Genomic DNA, 18936 nt, shown 5'->3' with positions numbered 1-18936 from the left:
GCGACTGACACTCAAGCAGGTAGTGCGAAAGCGGTTCTCGGAGTTCTTCGTCGAGGCGTCCCACGAGGTCCGCCAAGCTGACTTCTGGCCACCCTTCGATTCCCTCGCGGGGGTCCTCCGAAAAATTGGGGAGTAGTTTCAAGGTTCAGCCTTCCCACTCGGAACGGTCCAATTCCTCGACTCTTCCATCGGGGTGGAATCGATGGCATGTATCGGGCAGCCGCGGTACTTGCCACGGACTGATACTCCGCAGTCTGGCATCAACGCCGAGTCTGCCTCGGGACGTGTAGAGGTATCCATCCGGCGCCACTACCGGCGTGCCGAGCGCTTGGGCAAGACTTCGTGCGAAGTTGCCATCGAGCCGTCCGGTATTGCACGACAACAACCGGATGGGAGTTCCGGGTACATAGTCCGGTCGGTGGCGAATCACATTGGCCAGCTCTCGCGCCGACATAGCTCCTCCTCCGGTCGAGTCCATGTTCACGCTGTCCGGCCGTCCATGCGCAACAACATCGTAGTGCCCTGCGAGCGGCCGAACGCTTTGCACATCCTGGTAGAAGCGGTCGGTCGCGGACATAATCGAGAACCCTGGACGGTCGTCCGTGAATGGATGGGTTGTGGGAGACGCTGCGGGGTTGCCACGTTCTTCCAGGCCATCCGCTGTCGGGGCGTCGACGTCAGATCCGGAAGTAGGTGCATGAGGCAGCGGGTCGACTTCTCTGAGGTACCCGGCATCAATAAGTGCCTGCACGCTGACTGGAAGATGGTGTTGGGAACCGCGCCCAGGTTCTCCCATCTGGGGAGCAATGCCGCCCTGCCACACCGGCAATGGCCGAAGGACCTCGTATTGGTGGTACGAGTCGCCATCGAGATTGGTCGGCGGCAGTGCTCGTTGCGGGTAAGGAACACCCGCAGGCGATGTGAACCTGCCATTGGGCCCACCGAATCGGTCGATGACCTCGCCCGGTTGGAGGACGGCCGGGTGACGGTCGGTCGGACTGGAGAACCCTTGCGGATATAGATCGCCGTCGGCCCAGGCGGGACCCCCGTTCGGTCCAGCGATAGACCGCATCCAGGCATCACGTCCGACTCCGTGAAACGGGTCCCAGCCGGGGGGCAACAGCGCGTCCACAGCGGCATTGCCGCGGCCGACGCCGGGCGGTGGATCGGGAAACGCCCCCGTCCTGCTTCTGTGATCACTCGCGATGGTCGACAGTTGGCTGTCGAGGGCCCGTAGTCGTCGAAGTTCGGCCTCCTCCATATCTGGATGGACGAGCTCGTCGGTAGTTACTGGAAGCCCGTTGGGTTGGAAGTAGTCGGCGGCGGGCAGGGACTGGTCGTTGGTGTCGTGGCCTGCTACCGCCGCGTTGTCCGAGTCCGGACCCGAGGTCGTTTGGTTCTCGGTCGCCTGCGCGTCGATGCCGGTGGTGGGTTCAGCCGCGTGCGCGAGCCAGGGCGGGAGGGAAGGCGGGACGAGCGTGGCACGGTCGATCTCGTTGCTGAGCTGTTGAAGATCGCTCGGCGAGAGGGATCCGGTGGAACTCGGAGCCAACCCGAGCTGATTGCGCAGCTGTGACATCAGATCCGTGACGTCTGCGTTCGGGTGAGTAGTGCCGGCTCGCCCCGTGTCGTCCACCCGTACCCGCAACTCGGCATCGGCCGGGTTATCGACGGGAACGAGGTCGACCATGAACCATTCCCCGTTGGGGAACTGGCTGCCCTGGTTGAACGTGGTATCGGTTGCTTGTTGTAGCTGTTCGCAGAGGTCCGCCAACGACTGGGATCCGAAACCTGGCCCAGACGCGACGTTGACGTTGATGCGTGCGACGGTGACCGGCTGGCCGAGCGCATTGGGGTAGCGGTCGACTTGATACCTGCGGCCCCCGCTGGGGGCTCTGACGGTGACGGATCGTCCGATCTCGGGGGTCTCCGTGCGTAACAGTTCGCGGGCTCGGCGAGCCTGATCAGCCGGACCGTTCGTCGTGCTCGGACCGCGGTCGGACGGCGCAGTCGAACCGGACAGTGCTGGGGTGACCCCGGTGTCCCTCGCTACCGTTCCGTCGATTCCTGGATCGGCCGGGCGGCTCGCGTCCGACGTACCGACTACACCTCGAATGTCTCCGTTGTCGGCCACGTGCCGTTGCGCTGCCGACTCCACGCCGCCCTCGCTGCCACCATTGGTGCCAATGGCGTATACGGAGTGGTTTCCAGGGTCACCTTGTCGATGGTCAGACTGAGGTCTTCTCGTGTCGGCGGGGTTGTCGCTATCGATTCGACCGTCACCAGGTACTCGATAGTCTCCGGGTCTTGCCGGATCTGTTGGAGCGTCAGTCGATTCAATGGGGGATAGATCTGTTCGGCCTGGATCGGAGTCCCGGTTTCGATCGCTGCGTCGTACGTCTCGCCGATCGTCGTCAGTGCCAGGCTCGACTGGGTGGTGACCACCCCGGTCTCCTTGTCCACCGCGTAGCTCGCCAGGCCTAGATCCGTCCCCTCCGCGATCTCCGTCGGGGTCAGAATCTCTCGGCAGATCCACGCGTGTCGGCTCTGAAGGAGGCTGAATTCCCGCGTTGGGAATATCTGAGCCAGGTACTCCCGCACTTGTTCCGCTGTTCGGAGTTGTGGCGGCTCCATTCGTTGCTCCCTGCTGGTCAACCGTCATGAATCTGAACGAAGAGGATTGAGACGTCAGGCTCGCTGGTGGAGAATCTGAGAACGTCCGCTGTTGTGGGTCCCACCAGACTGGGCCGGTCGCACCGATCGGGTAGACGATAGCGGTCGCGTGCCCGCCGCCGCCCTGCCAGTCGTTGAGGACCAGTGCCGACGAACCGGGTCCCCTCTGGCTGATCCAGTCGTGAAGGGCCTGAAACCGGTCCGGGACGGACTGGTTGGGGTTTGCGAAGGTCTGCCACTGGCCGCCGAGCCATGTTGCCGCGCGAGCTGGGCCGTTCCGTTCTCCTTGCCGGCTGACAGTTCCGTCGGGGAGCAAGTCCACCGTTCGAGGCGCAGAGACTTCTGGTCGTCCGTTGAACGACGCCAGTGCGGCAAGGGAGGCGTCGAGGCAGTTGATATTTCGGCCTGTGACGTGTGGCCCACCGTCGTTGATCAACCGCCCGTAGGGGTTTGTTCTGGGGTCGGCACCGACCATGAACCTGTTGCCGTCGCGTAGGGCGTCTTCGACCGCGTGCTGGTGCTGGGGAATTTCGACGCCGCGCAGGTAGCCGGGAGCGAATACTCGCGTCCCGGGCATGTCGGCCAGGGGCGACGGTGTGTTGGCTCGGGCGATGTCGTTGCTGATCGAGCGAAGGTCGTCGGGGCTCAGCGGCGTGTCCGGGGTGCTCGGAGGCAAGCCCATGTGCTCGCGGAGATCGTTGGACAGATCGAACGGGTGTTGCTGCAAATTCAGCCGCAGATCGGCGGCAGCGGGGTCGGTTGTCAGCTCGAGATCGACGAGGAACTGGTCGCCGCCGCGAAGATCCTGCGCATGATTGAAGGCGGCATCGACTGCGCGCTGGGCGAATTCGATCTCCTGGCTCAATTCGGCTGGAGACATCAAGTGCGTGTTGGGGATATGGGCGCGGATCGTGGCTACCGAAACCCATCGGTTGCCGACCTGGAAACGGCGAATTCGGTATGAGGGGCGCGGTTGGGTCGGATTCTGGTTCGTGCCGACGGTTGTTGTTCGGCCGTCGTGCGGCGGTTGATTGCGTAGTGCGTCGCGCAACGGGCGGGCATCGGGACTGTAACCCGGGTCGGGTGATCGGTCGGTCGGAGCAGGTGTCGGAGTTGTCGTGGGTGTAGTGCTTTGTGGTGTCGTCTCAGCTGGGTCGGTGGGCGTGGTGAAGCTCGGCCGACTGGCAAGGCTGGTCGCCGGGTGCGTTTCGGGAGTTGTAGCCGTGGGGCGTGGGGTTCCGGTGGTTGCCGGGGGCGTCGTGGTCGATCTGGGCGATGACGGCGCCGGCGATGGGACTTGGCTGATCGGGGGTGTCGGCGTGGACGTCGGCGTGGCAGTCGGCGGTGGGGTTGTGGTGGGTGTTGTTGTGGGGTTTGCGGTTTGGGGGGCTGTCGCAGTGGTGGCGGCAGCTGTCGATGTGTCGTTGGAGGACGGGCGAGTGGTGTCGGCAGGGTTGTTCGAGGGGGTTGTCGGTTGGGAGGTTGTGGAGATCGGCGAAGCGGTGGTTGCGGCGGGAGTCGAAGTCGGTGATTGCTGGGGGGTCGACTCCTGCGTGGTTGGTGTCGCGGGGGTTGATGTGGTCGGTTGTTCGGTGGTCGAATCCGGCGTGTTGGCGGGGGCTGGTGTCGTGGGTTGGGGATTGGCCGGTGTTGTCGAGGTGCTGCTGGATTGACCGTTGTCGCTCGAAGTCGGGTTCTGTTGTCCGGTAGCGGTATTCGGTGTGTTGTCGGTAGGGGTGTTCGGCTGGGTCGAGGAATCCTGGGCCGGGAGGTCCAGTGATGAGCCGGTGGGGTCGGGCGTTGAGGTGTCGCCTGTGGGGGGTGCGGCCGTGGGGTTGTCCGAGGGTGAGGTGTCGCCGGTCGACGGCGTTTCGGTCGGGGTGTTGCTGTTCGGGGCCGCCGGTGAGTCGCTGCTCTGGGGGGTCCCGGTGGGGGTTTCGCTGGTCGGGTTCGATGGTGTGGTGTCGCCGGTCGGTGGGGTCGGGTTGGACCCGTTGCCGTTCGGGCTGGACGGCGTCGTGTCGCCTGCGGCGGGGGATCCGGTGGAGGAGGGTGCGGTTTCCCCGGCGTCGGGTGTTCCAGCGGATCCGTTGTTGTTCGGGGTCGACGGTGTGGAGTCGCCAGTGGGCGGAGTTCCGTTCGCGCCGTTGTCATTCGGGGCCGTGGGTGCGGATTCTCCCGGTGTCGAGGTGTTGGGCGAACCGTTTTGCGGGGACGCGCCGTCCCCGGTAGGAGCGGTGGATGCGGGGTTCGTTGATCCGCCGGTGTCGCCGTTGTTCGGACTTGTCGGCGCGTTCGGGCTGGTGTTTCCGGATCCGTTCGGGCTCTGGTCGCCGGACGGGGTATCGGTCCCCGCGGGCGTGGTAGAGCCGGGAACGTCGGTGCCCAGATCGGGAACGGTAGGAGCCGTGCTGTCTCCGCCATGACTGCTGGATTCGAGCGCGCTCTGGACACCACCCGCTCCAGCACTGGTGAAGGTGTCCACGCCTACATCCAGTTTGAATTCCTGGCCGAGGAAGGCCGCGCCTACTCCTGCGGTGGCGACCTGGGCGGAGAGGTCGGCGCCCAGTTCGGTGACGGTGCCCCCGACGACCTTGCCTGCGAGTTTGCCCGCGGTAGAAGACGCGACATCGCCGAGTGCGCCGGTGCCGCCACCGAGCAGACCGCCTGCCGCGCCGCCGACTGCGCCGCCGAAGGTGGCGAGGCCGAGATCGGTCCAGCCGAATTTGTCGCTGGAGCGGTCGCCCTTGGCTACCTGGATCAGGCGTGCGCCGAGATCGGTGCCGCCCTCTTCGAGTGCTTCGAACGCGGCACCACGCAGAGCCAACCGGGCGGCTGCCTTCGCGGCGCCGCGGGTGAGCATGCGGGCGATGAGTTGTCTGATCGCCACACGCACCGCGACCTGGGCGGCCACCCGGGCTGCCACGCCGGCTACGGCGCCGATACCTGTCCACGAGGTCGCGATCGCCGCACCGATCTCCACCGCGGCGATGACCATCGTCGCGATGATCACCAGTTTGGTGTGCTCGATATCGTTGGCGCCGTCTTCGAGCAGCTCGGCCTGTTTTTCACACCACTTGCGAACAGCCGCGAAGGTCGCTTCGTCGCCCGACAGCAACTTGTCGCGGTAAGCGGTGATGGCGGTGTGGGTTTCGCCTTCGGACAGCGCCGTCAGAGCGGCGTTCAGTGCGAGGGCGGCGTTGTCGTCGACCGTGTCGAGGGTGTTCGCCATGGCGGTCCACCCGTCAGCGACTCGGCGCATCGCCGTTTCGTCACCTTCGGGCCAATCACCCGCCCCGAGAATGTACTTGGCTACCCAGGCGAGCTCGTCGGGTATCTCGATGCCCATTTACAGCGACCCCGTGGCCTTGTCGATTTCACCGGCGCGCGTCGTGTCCTGGGCCTGCAACGCTTCGGCGACGGTGACCATGTTCTCGCCGAGTTGGGTCATCACCGTCGCCAGCCCGGTCACCGCCTTCTGGCCGGGCTCGACGCCGGGGGTGTAGTTCTTGGCGAACGACTGGCCGATCTCGTCGTTGCCCCAGCACTCACCCTCCGCCGCGATCACGGCCGCCAGCTTCTGGGCGCCGGTGGTGATCGTGTCGGCGACCGAGGTGAACGACGGCTGAGTGCCGCGCAGCGCTTGCGGGTCGGCTTTCAGCGAGCTCATCGCAGGTATCCGCGATTGCGGAAGTACTCGCCTTCTTCGTCGTCGGTGTCATCGACGAGGCTGTGGGGTGAGTCCGTGACCGGTTCGGGGGCCGGTGGTGGTGGCGGGGTCAGCTGGGCGATGAGGTCTTTCATGCTGGGGGCGCCCGGGATCAGGTCGGGCAGGTCCGGCATGTTCGCGGTCATGTCCGACAGTGGGGCGAGAGCTTGCTGTTGGGCCTGGGCGGCTTGCGCGGCCACCTCGGTGATCGCCTCGGTCACCGATCGGCCGAGGGATTCCGGGGTCGATCGTTTGAATGCGTCCGGCTCGATGTGGACCTCCGAGACCCCCGCGATGGTGCCGGAGACGCGGACCAAGTTGTCCGCCGACCAGGCCGTCACGAGCTGGCCGGCCTGGGACCGAGCGTCGAGCAGAGCCGACTTCTCCGCGGTGAAGGTATCCAGCATCGCATCGATCTGCGCGCGCAAAGCGTTGTTCGACGCCTGGGTCGGCGCCGACCAGTCCTCGTTCATGAGACCCTCGATCTGTCGGAATGCACGTCATATGGTTGGACGCGCGAGACCCGTCGAGGGTTGCATGGTGTGACGTAGATCTCTACCGCTAGCGGGCCGGTGAGCCCACGATGATGCTGCCGACATTGCACTCTTCGAGTTCGTCGAGCCCGGTGGCGGCGGCGAAAGCGGAGGTGTCGCTGAAGCCTTGGGCGACGACGCCGAGGTTCATGGCGGTGGCGGCCAGGTAGACGGTCTGCATGAGGACGCCGACGTGCTTGAGGATGTTGGCGTAGGCGACCTGTTCGTAGCTCCACATGACGCGGCCCGCGCGGGCCGAAACCAGCAGCAGGACTTGGGGTTGCGCGCCTCCTGCCAGGGTGGCCGAGGTGGATTTGAGGAGCTTCTGGACGGCGGGGGCGTCGGCGAGGGCGACCGGGCGCAGGGCGTGGTCGGTCGAGTCGTAGTGGTACATGCCGTTTTCCAGGCCTGCGACGTTGCGAACCACGGGGTAGATCTCGAGTTCGTAGGCGCCGCCGCCGGAGGGGTACGGGCGGGAGCCGTCTTCGCGGGTGCGGGCGGTGCGGAACAGCAACTCGCCCAGTTGAACCGAGGTGATGGGGGCGGCGTCGTCGAAGGCGCGGGTGGAGACGCGGTCCTCGATGGCGGCGGCCAGGCTCGGGTCGGAGACGCGCAGCGACATCAGGTCCGGCTTCGGAAGGGCGATCGGTTCACCGGCGAATGTCGCACGGCGCAGCGGCAATTCGGGGAACTGGCCGTCGGCCCAGCGGGTGGGGCCGAAGTCGTCCCAGGTCACCGTGCGGGCGCCGAGGGTGCTGTGGCGGTGGAACCACAGGTCGGGGGTGTTCCAGGAGCGGGTGGTGAACTCACGCTCCTCCTCGTCGCCGTCGACCAGGAAACCGCACCACTGCAGGTCCGCCATGAACTGGGTTTTCACGGCGGCGGGCACCGGCGAATCGGCCGCGAGGGGACCGTCGAGCAGGGCGAGCAGGCGCGGGTCGTGGATGCGCAGATCGCACCACGCCTGCGGGTGTTCGAGCACGAAGCCCTGGTTGTCACGGTGCAGGACAGCGAATTTCGACAGCGTCGCCGACCAGGTGGGCAGGGCCACCGCGGGGCGAGGGGCGGGGTCGGCGAAGGGGCGGATGCTGTAGAGGTCGCGGCCGCCGTCGCGGACTGTCACCGAGAGCCAGCCGCCGTCGGTGAGCTTGCGCATCAGCGCGGTGATGTCGTCGCCGGCCGCCGCGGTCGCCATTTCCGCCGCTGTCGCCGGGCCCTGGTTGAGGGTTTTCAGCGCCTGCAGCGCCCCCGCGCCCAGACCGGTCAGCTTCTCGTTGCGCGGCGGGTTCAGCAGCACCGCGCCTGCGGGTGTCGTGAGGCAGGTGACGCCCGCGCGCAGGGCGAAGCGGGTCTGGGCGGGGTAAGCGGAGGCGAGCACGGTGAAATCCTCGGGGGTAGAACCGGTCTGGGGCAGAACCTATTTCGCGGCGGCGGCGAACGCGGGTTCGAGCTTGTCCAGCATGTACGGCACCGACAGCGCGCTCGGCTGGTTGATCGCGCTGATCTCCTGGGTTGTCAGGAACACGACCGAACCCTTGCGCACCGACGGCAGATCGGCGTAACCCGGCAGCTGCCGGTACTTCTCGTCGAGACCGGGGGAGTAGCCGGCCAGCAGCAGGTCGGCGCTGAGCTCGTCGACCTTCTCCGGCGACAGCGCCAGGCGGCCCTGGTTGGCCGGCATCGCGGCGAGGTTGGCCGGGATGCCCATGCCGAGTGCGGTGAACACCTTGGCCGAACCGTCGTTGGGGTCGGTCAGCACCATCAGCTGCGCGGGGCTCGCGAGCCAGGTGCTGGCGAAGGTCTTGCCCTTCAGGCCGGGGTTGGCGGTCGCGATGGCGGCGACCTTGTCGTCGACCTTCTTGATCACCGCGCTCGCGTCGGACTCCTTGTGCAGCACCTTGCCCAGCGCGGTGACCTGGTCCTGCCACGGGGTGACGGCGTCCTTGGTCAGCGCGGGCAGGGTGGGGGCGACCTTGGACAGGTCGTCGTAGGTCTTCTGGTCGGCGATGAACGGGTCGGCCAGGATCAGGTCCGGCTCCAGCGCCGCGACCTGCTCGGCGAGATTGCCGGTGGTGTTGAGGGCGGTGGCCGACTTCAGTGACTCCGGCGTCCACGGCGGGGTGCTCTTGGAGACGGCGGAGACGTTGTCGATGTAGCCGACGGGGACCACGCCGAGCGCCAGCGAGGTGTCGAGCCACTGGTTGCCGAGGGCGACGATCTTCTTCGGGGTACCGGGGACGCTGGTTTCGCCACGGGCGTGGGTGATGGTCACCGCTTCGCCGCCGGTCGACGACTCGTCGGATGAGCTACAGGCCGTGACACCGCCGAAGGCGAGGGTGCCTGCCAGCACGGCCACCGCCATGCGGCGCCACCCGCGTGAAGTCCGAGCAGTCATCGTTGCGTCCCTTCTATCTCGAGGAGTGCTCCTCGAGCGGCCCTGAAGAGCCTGTTCCAGCATAAGTCAGCCAAGGCTAACCTACGTCGATTTTCGGTGGTCAATCGATGGGCCGAGCTGCGGCCCGGCGGAGACCGGTTCGGCGGGTTAGACTGCGCCGGATTTCGGCCGTCAGGGATGGGATGCGTGCGTGGAGACGTCTAGAGACTGGAGCGTCGAGTGGTTCGAGAGTCTGAAATGGCTCGGGATCGCCTTCCTCATCACCGCGGTGGCGTTCGTGGTCATCGCCGCACTGCTGCTCAGGCTGACGAAGTGGGGTCGCCAGTTCTGGTCCGTCAGCGGTAATTACTTCCGTGGCGCCGGAGCTTGGCGCGTCTGGCTGTTCGTCGCTGCTCTGCTGTTCATGGCCCTGCTGACGGTGCGATTGAGCGTGCTGCTCAGTTACTGGGGCAACGACATGTTCGCCTCGTTCCAGCTCGCCGCATCAGCGTTGAAATCTGGCGACGACGCGGCACTCTCGGAAGCCAAAACCGGGTTCTGGGACTCGGCGAAGCTGTTCACCCTGCTGATCACCATCTGGACGGTCAAAGAGCTGGTGTACCTGTACGCCAAACTGGCCTTCGACATCCGCTGGCGGGTGTGGCTGACCGATCGGGTCACCACGGACTGGATGGCGGGCAGCGCCTTCTATCGTTCCCGGTTCATCGACAGCACGATCGACAACCCTGACCAGCGAATCCAGGCCGACACCATCACGTTCACCGAGCAATCCCGCACGCTGGCGCTCGGCGCGGTGACGGCCATTGTCTCTGTCGTGTCGTTCACCAAGGTGCTGTGGGATCTGTCGGGGCCGATGACCATTCTCGGCGTCACGATTCCTCGGGCAGCGCTGGTCATCGTGCTCGCCTATGTCCTGGTGTCCACCGTGATCGCTTTCTGGATCGGTCACCCACTGATCCGGATCAACTTCCTCCGAGAGCGTACGACCGCCGACTTCCGCTACGCGCTCGTCCGGGTGCGTGATGCGGCGGAAAGCGTCGCGTTCTATCGGGGCGAGAACGTCGAACGGGCCGGCTTGCTCAGCCGATTCGCCGAAGTGATCCGGGTGCAGTGGGCCTATGTCTACCGGATGCTCAAGTTCGTCGGCTGGAACTTCGTCGTCACCCAGTCCGCCTACCTGTTCCCCTATCTCATCCAGGCGCCACGCTTCTTCAGCGGCGCGATCACCCTGGGCGGGATGAACCAGACGGCTACGGCATTCCGGGAAATCCAGGACTCCCTGTCCTTCTTCCGTGATTCCTACGACGACTTCGCCGAGTATCGAGCATCCCTCATCCGTCTGGACGGCCTGCTGATCGCCAGCAGCGAATCCCGTGAACTGCCCAAGCTCGCCGCCGTCGACCTGGACGACGCCGTGCGCCTCGACAAGGTCGATGTCCGCAAGCCCGACGGGGAAGTGCTCATCGACGACCTGACCCTGCGGCTCGTCCCCACTGACGCGTTGGTCATCAAGGGCGCCTCCGGTAGCGGGAAGACCACGTTGCTGCGCGCGCTCGCGCAGATGTGGCCTTACAGCGACGGCGAGATCAGCCGTCCGGCGGGCACGGAGACCTTGTTCCTGTCCCAGCTCCCCTATCTCCCGCTCGGCGATCTGCGGACCGCGGTCGAATACCCGGCCGAGTCCAACGACTCGACCGACGACACGATTCGCGAGGTTCTCACCAAGGTCCACCTGGGCCATCTCGCCGACCGCCTCGACGAAGAGGCCGACTGGGCGAAGATTCTGTCCCCGGGCGAGCAGCAGCGCCTGGCCTTTGCCCGCATTCTGTTGACCCGCCCCAAGGTGGTCTTCCTCGACGAGGCGACCTCCGCCGTCGACGAGGGTCTGGAGTACTCCCTGTACAGCCTGCTCCGCGCCGAAGTGCCGGACACCATCATCGTTTCGGTGGCCCACCGCAGCACGGTCGACCAGCACCACACCCAAGTCCTCACCCTCACGGGTGACGGTCCGTGGGAACTGGCACCGGTAGCGGGCTGATACAACCTCGACCTGGTCGAGTAGCGGCCGAGCGAAGCCCTGATCGGGCCTCGCTCGGCCGCTGTCGTCAGGAGACGCTGCCCGAGCTACCCGTCGCCAGGTCGCAGGCCACTCCGCTGCCCGCGTTCAGAATCTTCATGACGGTGGGTACTCGTTTGGTCACCAGCGGTGTGCCGGTGGCGTGCAGCAGCAGCGACAGCTGGACCTCCACCTCGGTCTCGACGTGATAGAACGCCGTGGCCTTGGCGACGGTGACGCCCGCGACGTTCACCTCGAGCTCGACGGTGTCGCTGGCGAAGAACTTGCCGTTGGCGAGGAAGTCGACTTGCGCGCCGACATAGTTGTCGAGGCCGACCACGTCGATCTTCGACGTGCAGCCGACAGTCAGCGTGTCGGTGAGCATGTCGATGACGGGACCCGCACTTGCGTGCGGTGCGACCATGGTGACGACGGCGGCGAACGCGGTGGCCGTGGTCGCGAGACGGTGCTTCATCGGCCGGGTGATGTTCATGGCGGGACGTTAGCAACGGGCCGTGCGCGACGAAGCCAGTTTGAAACATATCTACTTCAGATTGGTCGACGCACCCCGATTCGGTTCGTGCCGGGGGTTCACCTACACTAGAACGGTTGCCTGCGGGAGCTATGCCCTCGCAATCCGGCAGTGAACCCCCAGTGGAAGGTATTTCCGCTGGCAGGCGCGCGTCCGGAGGGTGACTGACCATGTGCGTCGGGTCGGCAATCCGGCGTACGTATACATCCAGGTCCAGGAGGTGCTGAAGTGATTCAGCAGGAGTCGCGACTGCGCGTCGCCGACAACACCGGGGCGAAGGAAATCCTTTGCATCCGCGTGCTCGGTGGCTCGTCGCGTCGCTATGCCGGTATCGGTGACATCATCGTCGCCACCGTGAAGGACGCCATCCCCGGCGCCAACGTGAAGAAGGGCGACGTCGTCAAGGCTGTCGTCGTTCGCACGACCAAGGAGCGTCGTCGTCCGGACGGTTCCTACATCAAGTTCGACGAGAACGCCGCCGTGCTGATCAAGCCGGACAACGACCCTCGTGGCACCCGCATCTTCGGCCCGGTCGGCCGCGAGCTGCGTGACAAGCGCTTCATGAAGATCGTTTCGCTGGCCCCGGAGGTGCTCTGACTATGAAGGTGCACAAGGGTGACACCGTGCTCGTCATTTCGGGCAAGGACAAGGGCGCCAAGGGCAAGGTCATTCAGGCTTTCCCGGCGACCGGCAAGGTTCTCGTCGAAGGCGTGAACCGCATCAAGAAGCACGTCGCGGATTCCGCGAACCAGCGTGGCGCGTCCTCGGGTGGCATCGTCACCCAGGAAGCCCCCATCCAGGTTTCCAACGTGATGGTCGTCGACTCCGACGGTAACCCGACTCGCGTCGGCTACCGCACCGACGAAGAGTCCGGCAAGCGCGTCCGGATCTCCCGTAAAAACGGGAAGGACATCTGACATGACCACCTCTGAGCAGACTCAGCCCCGGCTGAAGGCGCGCTACCGCGCCGAGATCAAGGACGCGCTGAACGGCGAGTTCGAATACGCCAACGTGATGCAGATCCCTGGCGTCGTCAAGGTCGTCGTGAACATGGGTGTCGGCGACGCCGCCCGTGACGCGAAGCTGATCAACGGTGCCGTCAAGGACCTCGAGCTGATCACCGGCCAGAAGCCCGAAATCCGTAAGGCCACCAAGTCGATCGCGCAGTTCAAGCTGCGTGAGGGCATGCCGATCGGCGCGAAGGTCACCCTTCGTGGCGACCGTATGTGGGAGTTCCTGGACCGTCTCGTGTCCATCGCGCTGCCCCGTATCCGCGACTTCCGCGGCCTGTCGCCGAAGCAGTTCGACGGCAACGGCAACTACACGTTCGGCCTCAGCGAGCAGTCGATGTTCCACGAGATCGACGTGGATTCCATCGACCGCCCGCGCGGTATGGACATCACCGTGGTCACCACCGCGACCAACAACGAAGAAGGCCGCGCGCTGCTGAAGCACCTCGGCTTCCCGTTCAAGGAGAACTGAGCACATGGCTAAGAAAGCACTGCGCATCAAGGCGGAGGCCAAGCCTAAGTTCGCCGTCCGCGCCTACACCCGCTGCCAGCGTTGCGGTCGCCCGCACGCGGTCTACCGCAAGTTCGGCCTGTGCCGTATCTGCGTCCGCGAAATGGCGCACCGCGGTGAGCTCCCGGGCGTGCACAAGAGCTCCTGGTGAGCTTGCGCTCCTCGTGAGCGCACCCGCCGCCTAGGCGAAATATCGACGAAGGCACGGACTTCCGACGGGAGTCCGTGCCTTCGTGCGTCTGTCCGGCACGATTCGGGATTGTGGAGTGTCATCAAATTGGATGAAATGTTTGCATTTCACTCCAAGGGTGACGGTCGGTGTGTTCTCTGAGCGCATGAAGAAGTTCGCCACAGTCGCTGTTCTTTCCGTCGCGCTCCTCGGGGCGCCTGCTGTCGCATCCGCCGCCCCCAGCGCCGGTTCCGGGTCCGGGGGTGGATCGGGGTCGTCGGAGACGCAGTTGATCTGCTCACCGATCGCGCAGTTGTTGTTCTCCACGGGCAGCGTGGAGAAGCCGCCGCTCTACGATCTGCTCTGCCTGTTCAGCTGAACGGTGAGCGGTCGATTCCGCAGCTGACGCCGGCGGGCGGGAGTTGGGCGGTGAACAGGTAGTCGCGTTTGAGGTGTTCGGCGCAGGTGCTCTGGACGTACATGGAGCTGTGGCCCGCGCCTTCGATGACGACTACCTGGGCCCGGTTCAGTTGGGCCGCACCGGATTTGGCGCCCTGTAGCGGGGTGGCCGGGTCGTATCGGCTGTTGAGGACGAGGATCGGGGCGGCGGTTTCGCGGTTCCACGGGCCGGTGTAGCGGTCTCGGTCCTCGGCCTGCCAGAAGGCGCAGGGAGTGGCGTTGAAGACGGCGGTTCGACCGAAGTAGCGCGACTGGAGGTCTTCGGCTGCGGCCACTCTGCTGTAGACGGCGGGATCCGTGGGGACGGTGCTGTCGGAGCATTGGATCGTATAGAAGGCCTCGACGCGGTTGGCGGGGTGGTTCTCGGCGAAGAGGGCGTCGGGGACCCGGGCGGGAAGCACCGTTGCCGCGTCGAAGAGGCTTTGGAGGAAAGTCGCCAGGTCTGGGTAGAGGTCGGGGCGGGAGAGGCTGCCCGCGGCACTCACTATCTGGGAGAAGGTCCACAGAGTGCCGTCGACCGTGATGGGGGCGAGGCGTGCTCGTTCGGCCAGCGCGATCCACTTGAGTTTCGGGTCGCCCGCGGCGAACGCGCAGCGTGGGCCCGCGGCGGAGCAGTCGCGCAGGAAGGTGTCGAAGGTTTCGGCGATGCCCGCGGCCACGCCCTGACGGGTATCGAGGGGCAGGTTCACACCGTCGGTGCCGTGGCCGTTCGCATTCCCCTCGAAGTCGAGGGAACCGTCGAGCGCCATCGCGCGGACCCGGCCGGGGAACATGTTGGCGTAGACCGCGCCGACCTGGGTGCCGTAGGAGATGCCGTGGTAGGTCAGGGATTCGTCACCGACCGCCCGGCGTAACAGGTCAAGGTCGCGGGCGGTGTTCGCGGTGGAGGCGTGGTGCAGGATCGGACCCGCGTTCTCGGCGCAGCGGGCGGCGATATCGGCGGAGGCGGCGAAGAAGGCGGGCTCGTCGCGCGGATCGGTGGGGGTGCCGGGGAAGGAACCCAGGTACGTGTCCTGCTCGGCGGCGCTGGGGAAGCACTGTGTGCCCGCGCTGCGCGAGACCGAGCGTGGATCCCAGGAGACCAGGTCGAACCGGGCGCGCAGTTCGTCGGAGAACAGCCACGGCCAGCGGGCCCGCTCGCGGAGACGGTCGACGCCGGACGGCCCTGGCCCACCGAAGTTGACGAACAGTGTTCCGATGCGCCGAGCGGGATCGGATGCGGGCAACTTGATGACAGCCAGGTCGATCTGGGCGGCCTGCGGGCTGTTGTAGTCCAGCGGCACCTGAGCCGACGCGCACTCGAATCCGTCCGCGCAACCCTCCCACCCGAGCGCCGGGGTGGCCGCCGCGTCGGCGAGCTGGTCGACGTAGGGATCGGCCGAAGCGCGCGCGGGTGTGGCGAGCGCGCCGATCCCGAGCAGTACGGCGAGCAGATAAGCCGAGCCCCGGCGGCGCGCACAGTGGGAAGACAACGGCAGAGCCTCCTGCGCAGATCCGACGAACCTCGCGAAGCTACCACACTCGTGAGCAGCGCTCACGAACGCAAAGTGGTTGGTATCGAACACAATTCGATCCATGGTGGGAATCGGCCGCCCACCTTGCGGCAGCATCGTCGCATGTCCGCGTGCGCGTAGGCGGAATTGATTTCGTATTCTCGGTTACTTCGGTATTGCCGGCACCTCATAATCCTGTGTCTTTCCCGAGAATGTGATCTCCGAGCTGGTCGGAATTTTATTTCGTGGCTACTGTCGAGGGCGTTGCGCGACAATGCAGCGTGCAGATGGGTGTCAGTGTCGATCCCTTGCCGGAGTAAATGCAGAGGATGTGAAATTGTGACTCTGACCACAGAAAACAAGCCTCGTGACGTGGCCCACCGGGCGCCGCTACGCGGGATTCCCGCGGGCGCGATGCCGATGGTGGCATTTCTTTCGATATTGGCCGGATTTATCGGCGCCGCCGCATATACGCATTCCGCCGGATATTTCGTCACATTCATGACCGGTAATACCGAGCGTGCCGTTCTCGGCTGGTTCGACAATGATCAACTGCTGGCTACCGGCGCTATTACGTTGCTCTTCTCGTTCGGACTCGGCGTGTTCGTGGCCTCGATGCTCCGGCGGCGGCTGTGGCGCAGTGGTCACTACGGCGCGTCCGTGGTGACCACCGTGGCGCTCGCCGTGGCCGCGGTCGTCGACTACGCCCTCGACCGCACCGGCGGGCAGGACGTGGGGTTCATCCCGATCGCGTTCGTCGCCTTCGCGGTGGGTGCGCTCAACACCGCGTTCGTCAAGAACGGCGAGACCAGCGTTCCGCTCAGCTACGCCACCGGAACGGTCGTGAAGCTGAGCCAGGGCATCGAAAGCCACGTCAGCGGCGGTAGCTCGCGCGATTGGCTCGGCTACGGCCTGCAGTACGCGGCCTTCGCCGTCGGCGCCCTGCTCGGTGGCTTGATGAGCATGGTGGTGGGCGGTGAGATGATGTTGATCGTCGCCGCCGGTGTCTCGGCCTCGGCGATCCTGATCACCTACAAGACGGGCGCGAAGGCCGATCACACGGCCGCGTGACGGATATCGCCCCGGTTCGTCGCCCCCCGGGTTTGGTCCTGACCACGGCATTGCCTACACTAGAGCGGTTGCCTGGGCAGATCTGTGTCCGCTGCGCGCTCCGGCGCGAGTGGGACCGTGCCAGGCGCCGAGAGCTCGCAAGAGAACTCATCCGGTCGGCAAGTGCCGACCGGACCAGCCGAATTGTTGTAGGCCCACGATCACCTGCGCGCGAGCGTGCGGGAGATGTTGTATGGGAACCGCAGCGAGAAAGGTGTCGAGGTCTAACCATGACCATGACTGATCCGATCGCAGACTTCTTGACGCGTCTGCGCAACGCCAACTCGGCGTACCACGATCAGGTGAAGGCGCCCCACTCGAAGATCAAGGTGAACATCGCCGAGATCCTCAAGCGTGAGGGCTACATCGCCGATTACCGCACCGAAGACGCGACCGTTGGCAAGGCCATCGTCGTCGATCTGAAGTACGGCCCCAGCCGTGAGCGCAGCCTGCAGGGCCTGCGTCGCGTCTCGAAGCCGGGTCTGCGTGTGTACGCGAAGTCCACCAACCTGCCCAAGGTCCTCGGCGGCCTCGGCGTGGCGATCATTTCCACGTCGACCGGTCTGCTCACCGACCGTCAGGCGGCCAAGCAGGGCGTCGGGGGCGAAGTCCTCGCCTACGTCTGGTAAGGGAGGTCAGGACTAATGTCGCGTATTGGTAAGAAGCCCATCGAGATTCCGGCCGGCGTCGACGTCAACATCGACGGCCAGGTTGTCACGGTCAAGGGGCCCAAGGGCACCCTTTCCCACACCGTGGCCGAGCCCATCGTCGTCACCAAGGGTGAAGGCAATGAGCTCGAGGTTGCTCGTCCCAACGACGAGCGTGCGAACCGTTCGCTGCACGGCCTTTCCCGCACCCTGATCGCCAACATGATCGAGGGTGTCACCAAGGGCTACGAGAAGAAGATGGAAATCTTCGGCGTCGGTTACCGCGTTCAGGCCAAGGGTTCGAACCTCGAGTTCGCCCTCGGTTACAGCCACCCGGTGCCGATCGAGGCCCCGGCAGGCATCACCTTCGCGGTGGAATCGCCCACCAAATTCTCGGTGTCCGGAATCGACAAGCAGGCGGTCGGTCAGATCTCCGCTGTGATCCACGGACTGCGTAAGCCCGACCCGTACAAGGGCAAGGGCATCCGCTACGCCGGCGAGGTCGTTCGCCGCAAGGTCGGAAAGACGGGTAAGTGATCATGGCGCAAACTGCTAACCAGAAGGCCAAGCGGATTCCGCTCGGCAAGGATGCTTCGACGAAGCGTCGTCTGTCGAAGACTCGCCGTCACTTCCGTCTTCGTAAGAAGGTCGAAGGCACCACCGAGCGTCCGCGCCTGGTGGTCAACCGCTCCGCGCGCCACCTGCACGCTCAGCTGATCGACGACTCGGTGGGCAAGACCATTGCCGCCGCTTCCTCGATCGAGGCCGACGTGCGTGCGTTCGAAGGTGACAAGTCCGCCAAGGGCGCGAAGGTCGGTCAGCTGATCGCCGAGCGTGCCAAGGCTGCCGGTGTCGAGGCGGTCGTGTTCGACCGTGGTGGTCACGACTACCACGGCCGTATCGCGGCGCTGGCCGATGCCGCTCGCGAAGGCGGGCTGAAGTTCTGATGACCATTATTTCCAACGGAAGGAACGTCTGATGCCGGGACGTCAGCGGCGCGACGGCGGCGGCGGACCCGCCGGACCGAACAGCAACAACAACAGCAACGCCGGTGGCCCCGAGGGCAACCGTCGTGGCGGTGGCGATCGTCGCGGTGGTAACGACCGTGGCGGTAACGCGGCCGAGAAGAACCAGCTCGAGCGCGTCGTCGCGATCAACCGTGTCTCCAAGGTCGTGAAGGGTGGTCGTCGCTTCAGCTTCACCGCCCTCGTGATCGTCGGTGACGGCAACGGTCTGGTCGGCGTCGGCTACGGCAAGGCCAAGGAAGTTCCCGCGGCCATCCAGAAGGGTGTCGAGGAGGCTCGTAAGAGCTTCTTCCGCGTCCCGATGATCGGCTCGACCATCGTCCACCCGGTTCAGGGTGAGGCGGCGGCCGGTGTGGTCATGCTGCGTCCGGCTTCGCCCGGTACCGGTGTGATCGCCGGTGGTGCGTGCCGTGCCGTGCTCGAATGTGCCGGTATCCACGACATTCTGTCGAAGTCGCTCGGTAGCGACAATGCGATCAACGTCGTTCACGCGACAGTTGCCGCGCTCAAGATGCTCCAGCGTCCCGAAGAGGTTGCCGCGCGTCGCGGTCTGCCGATCGAGGATGTCGCTCCGGCGGGCATGCTGCGTGCGCGTGCAGGACAGGGAGCCTGAC

Annotated in this window: 18 protein-coding genes; 11 read left to right on the top strand and 7 right to left on the bottom strand. The window is 65.4% G+C overall.

The annotated features are described in order from the left end of the window. Window positions 1-145 precede the first annotated feature (145 nt). The 5 genes from ASD42_RS33900 to ASD42_RS18800 form a co-directional block, all read right to left on the bottom strand. Window positions 146-6022: a glycohydrolase toxin TNT-related protein gene (locus ASD42_RS33900; protein ID WP_084787197.1), complete on the bottom strand. Its 5877-nt coding sequence runs from the start codon at window positions 6020-6022 to the stop codon at window positions 146-148. Beyond that, window positions 6023-6343 (bottom strand): type VII secretion target, encoded by a 321-nt coding sequence (locus tag ASD42_RS18815; protein WP_056818405.1) that lies wholly within the window; start codon window positions 6341-6343, stop codon window positions 6023-6025. Then, window positions 6340-6855, bottom strand: a complete 516-nt coding sequence (locus ASD42_RS18810) for a YbaB/EbfC family nucleoid-associated protein (protein ID WP_056818404.1) — start codon at window positions 6853-6855, stop codon at window positions 6340-6342. The genes ASD42_RS18815 and ASD42_RS18810 overlap by 4 nt, the downstream gene beginning before the upstream one ends. Window positions 6856-6943: 88 nt before the next feature. Then, complete coding sequence (locus tag ASD42_RS18805) at window positions 6944-8293, bottom strand: SagB family peptide dehydrogenase (protein ID WP_056818402.1); 1350 nt, start codon at window positions 8291-8293, stop codon at window positions 6944-6946. A gap of 39 nt (window positions 8294-8332) precedes the next feature. Beyond that, on the bottom strand, window positions 8333-9310 hold the full coding sequence (locus tag ASD42_RS18800; protein WP_056818400.1) for an ABC transporter substrate-binding protein: 978 nt from the start codon (window positions 9308-9310) through the stop codon (window positions 8333-8335). A 190-nt stretch (window positions 9311-9500) separates the two neighbouring features. Between ASD42_RS18800 and ASD42_RS18795 the strand changes: the two genes are divergently transcribed. Continuing rightward, on the top strand, window positions 9501-11348 hold the full coding sequence (locus ASD42_RS18795; RefSeq protein ID WP_056818398.1) for an ABC transporter ATP-binding protein/permease: 1848 nt from the start codon (window positions 9501-9503) through the stop codon (window positions 11346-11348). 67 nt (window positions 11349-11415) lie between these two features. Here ASD42_RS18795 and ASD42_RS18790 read toward each other — a convergent pair whose 3' ends face one another. Continuing rightward, the gene (locus ASD42_RS18790) at window positions 11416-11859 is read right to left on the bottom strand and encodes a hypothetical protein (RefSeq protein ID WP_056818396.1); all 444 of its coding nucleotides are present in this window, start codon (window positions 11857-11859) and stop codon (window positions 11416-11418) included. A 267-nt stretch (window positions 11860-12126) separates the two neighbouring features. Between ASD42_RS18790 and rplN the strand changes: the two genes are divergently transcribed. The 5 genes from rplN to ASD42_RS18765 all read left to right on the top strand — a co-directional run bounded on the left by rplN (window position 12127) and on the right by ASD42_RS18765 (window position 13967). After that, entirely contained in the window at window positions 12127-12495 is a 369-nt protein-coding gene (rplN, locus tag ASD42_RS18785; protein ID WP_056818394.1) for a 50S ribosomal protein L14, read from the top strand. Window positions 12496-12497: 2 nt separating this feature from the next. Beyond that, entirely contained in the window at window positions 12498-12815 is a 318-nt protein-coding gene (rplX, locus tag ASD42_RS18780; protein ID WP_056818391.1) for a 50S ribosomal protein L24, read from the top strand. Between the two features lies 1 nt (window position 12816). After that, complete coding sequence (rplE, locus tag ASD42_RS18775) at window positions 12817-13380, top strand: 50S ribosomal protein L5 (protein ID WP_056818389.1); 564 nt, start codon at window positions 12817-12819, stop codon at window positions 13378-13380. Between the two features lie 4 nt (window positions 13381-13384). Further along, entirely contained in the window at window positions 13385-13570 is a 186-nt protein-coding gene (locus ASD42_RS18770) for a type Z 30S ribosomal protein S14 (RefSeq protein WP_056818387.1), read from the top strand. Between the two features lie 184 nt (window positions 13571-13754). Further along, on the top strand, window positions 13755-13967 hold the full coding sequence (locus ASD42_RS18765; protein ID WP_063054556.1) for a hypothetical protein: 213 nt from the start codon (window positions 13755-13757) through the stop codon (window positions 13965-13967). Here the strand turns inward: ASD42_RS18765 and ASD42_RS18760 are convergent. Beyond that, window positions 13960-15519 carry an alpha/beta hydrolase gene (locus ASD42_RS18760; RefSeq protein WP_235569690.1) on the bottom strand — a complete coding sequence of 520 codons (1560 nt, stop codon included), beginning with the start codon at window positions 15517-15519 and terminating at the stop codon, window positions 13960-13962. The genes ASD42_RS18765 and ASD42_RS18760 overlap by 8 nt on opposite strands. Window positions 15520-15879: 360 nt before the next feature. On the opposite strand from ASD42_RS18760, the gene ASD42_RS18755 reads away from it, so the two are divergent. The 5 genes from ASD42_RS18755 (at window position 15880) to rpsE (ending at window position 18935) form a co-directional block, all read left to right on the top strand. Further along, the gene (locus ASD42_RS18755) at window positions 15880-16611 is read left to right on the top strand and encodes a YoaK family protein (protein WP_235569688.1); all 732 of its coding nucleotides are present in this window, start codon (window positions 15880-15882) and stop codon (window positions 16609-16611) included. Between the two features lie 269 nt (window positions 16612-16880). Further along, on the top strand, window positions 16881-17279 hold the full coding sequence (rpsH, locus tag ASD42_RS18750) for a 30S ribosomal protein S8 (protein ID WP_056818383.1): 399 nt from the start codon (window positions 16881-16883) through the stop codon (window positions 17277-17279). A 15-nt stretch (window positions 17280-17294) separates the two neighbouring features. After that, entirely contained in the window at window positions 17295-17834 is a 540-nt protein-coding gene (rplF, locus tag ASD42_RS18745; RefSeq protein WP_056818381.1) for a 50S ribosomal protein L6, read from the top strand. 2 nt (window positions 17835-17836) lie between these two features. Then, window positions 17837-18244 (top strand): 50S ribosomal protein L18, encoded by a 408-nt coding sequence (rplR, locus tag ASD42_RS18740; RefSeq protein WP_056818379.1) that lies wholly within the window; start codon window positions 17837-17839, stop codon window positions 18242-18244. A 31-nt stretch (window positions 18245-18275) separates the two neighbouring features. After that, a complete protein-coding gene (gene rpsE / locus ASD42_RS18735) occupies window positions 18276-18935 on the top strand; it encodes a 30S ribosomal protein S5 (RefSeq protein WP_056818377.1) in 660 nt (219 codons plus the stop codon). Window position 18936 lies beyond the last annotated feature (1 nt).

Source organism: Nocardia sp. Root136 (genome assembly GCF_001427185.1).
In the GTDB taxonomy this organism is placed as follows: Bacteria; Actinomycetota; Actinomycetes; order Mycobacteriales; family Mycobacteriaceae; genus Nocardia; species Nocardia salmonicida.
The sequence above is the reverse complement of the archived record's forward strand: the minus strand, read 5'-3'. Positions and strand labels throughout refer to the sequence as shown.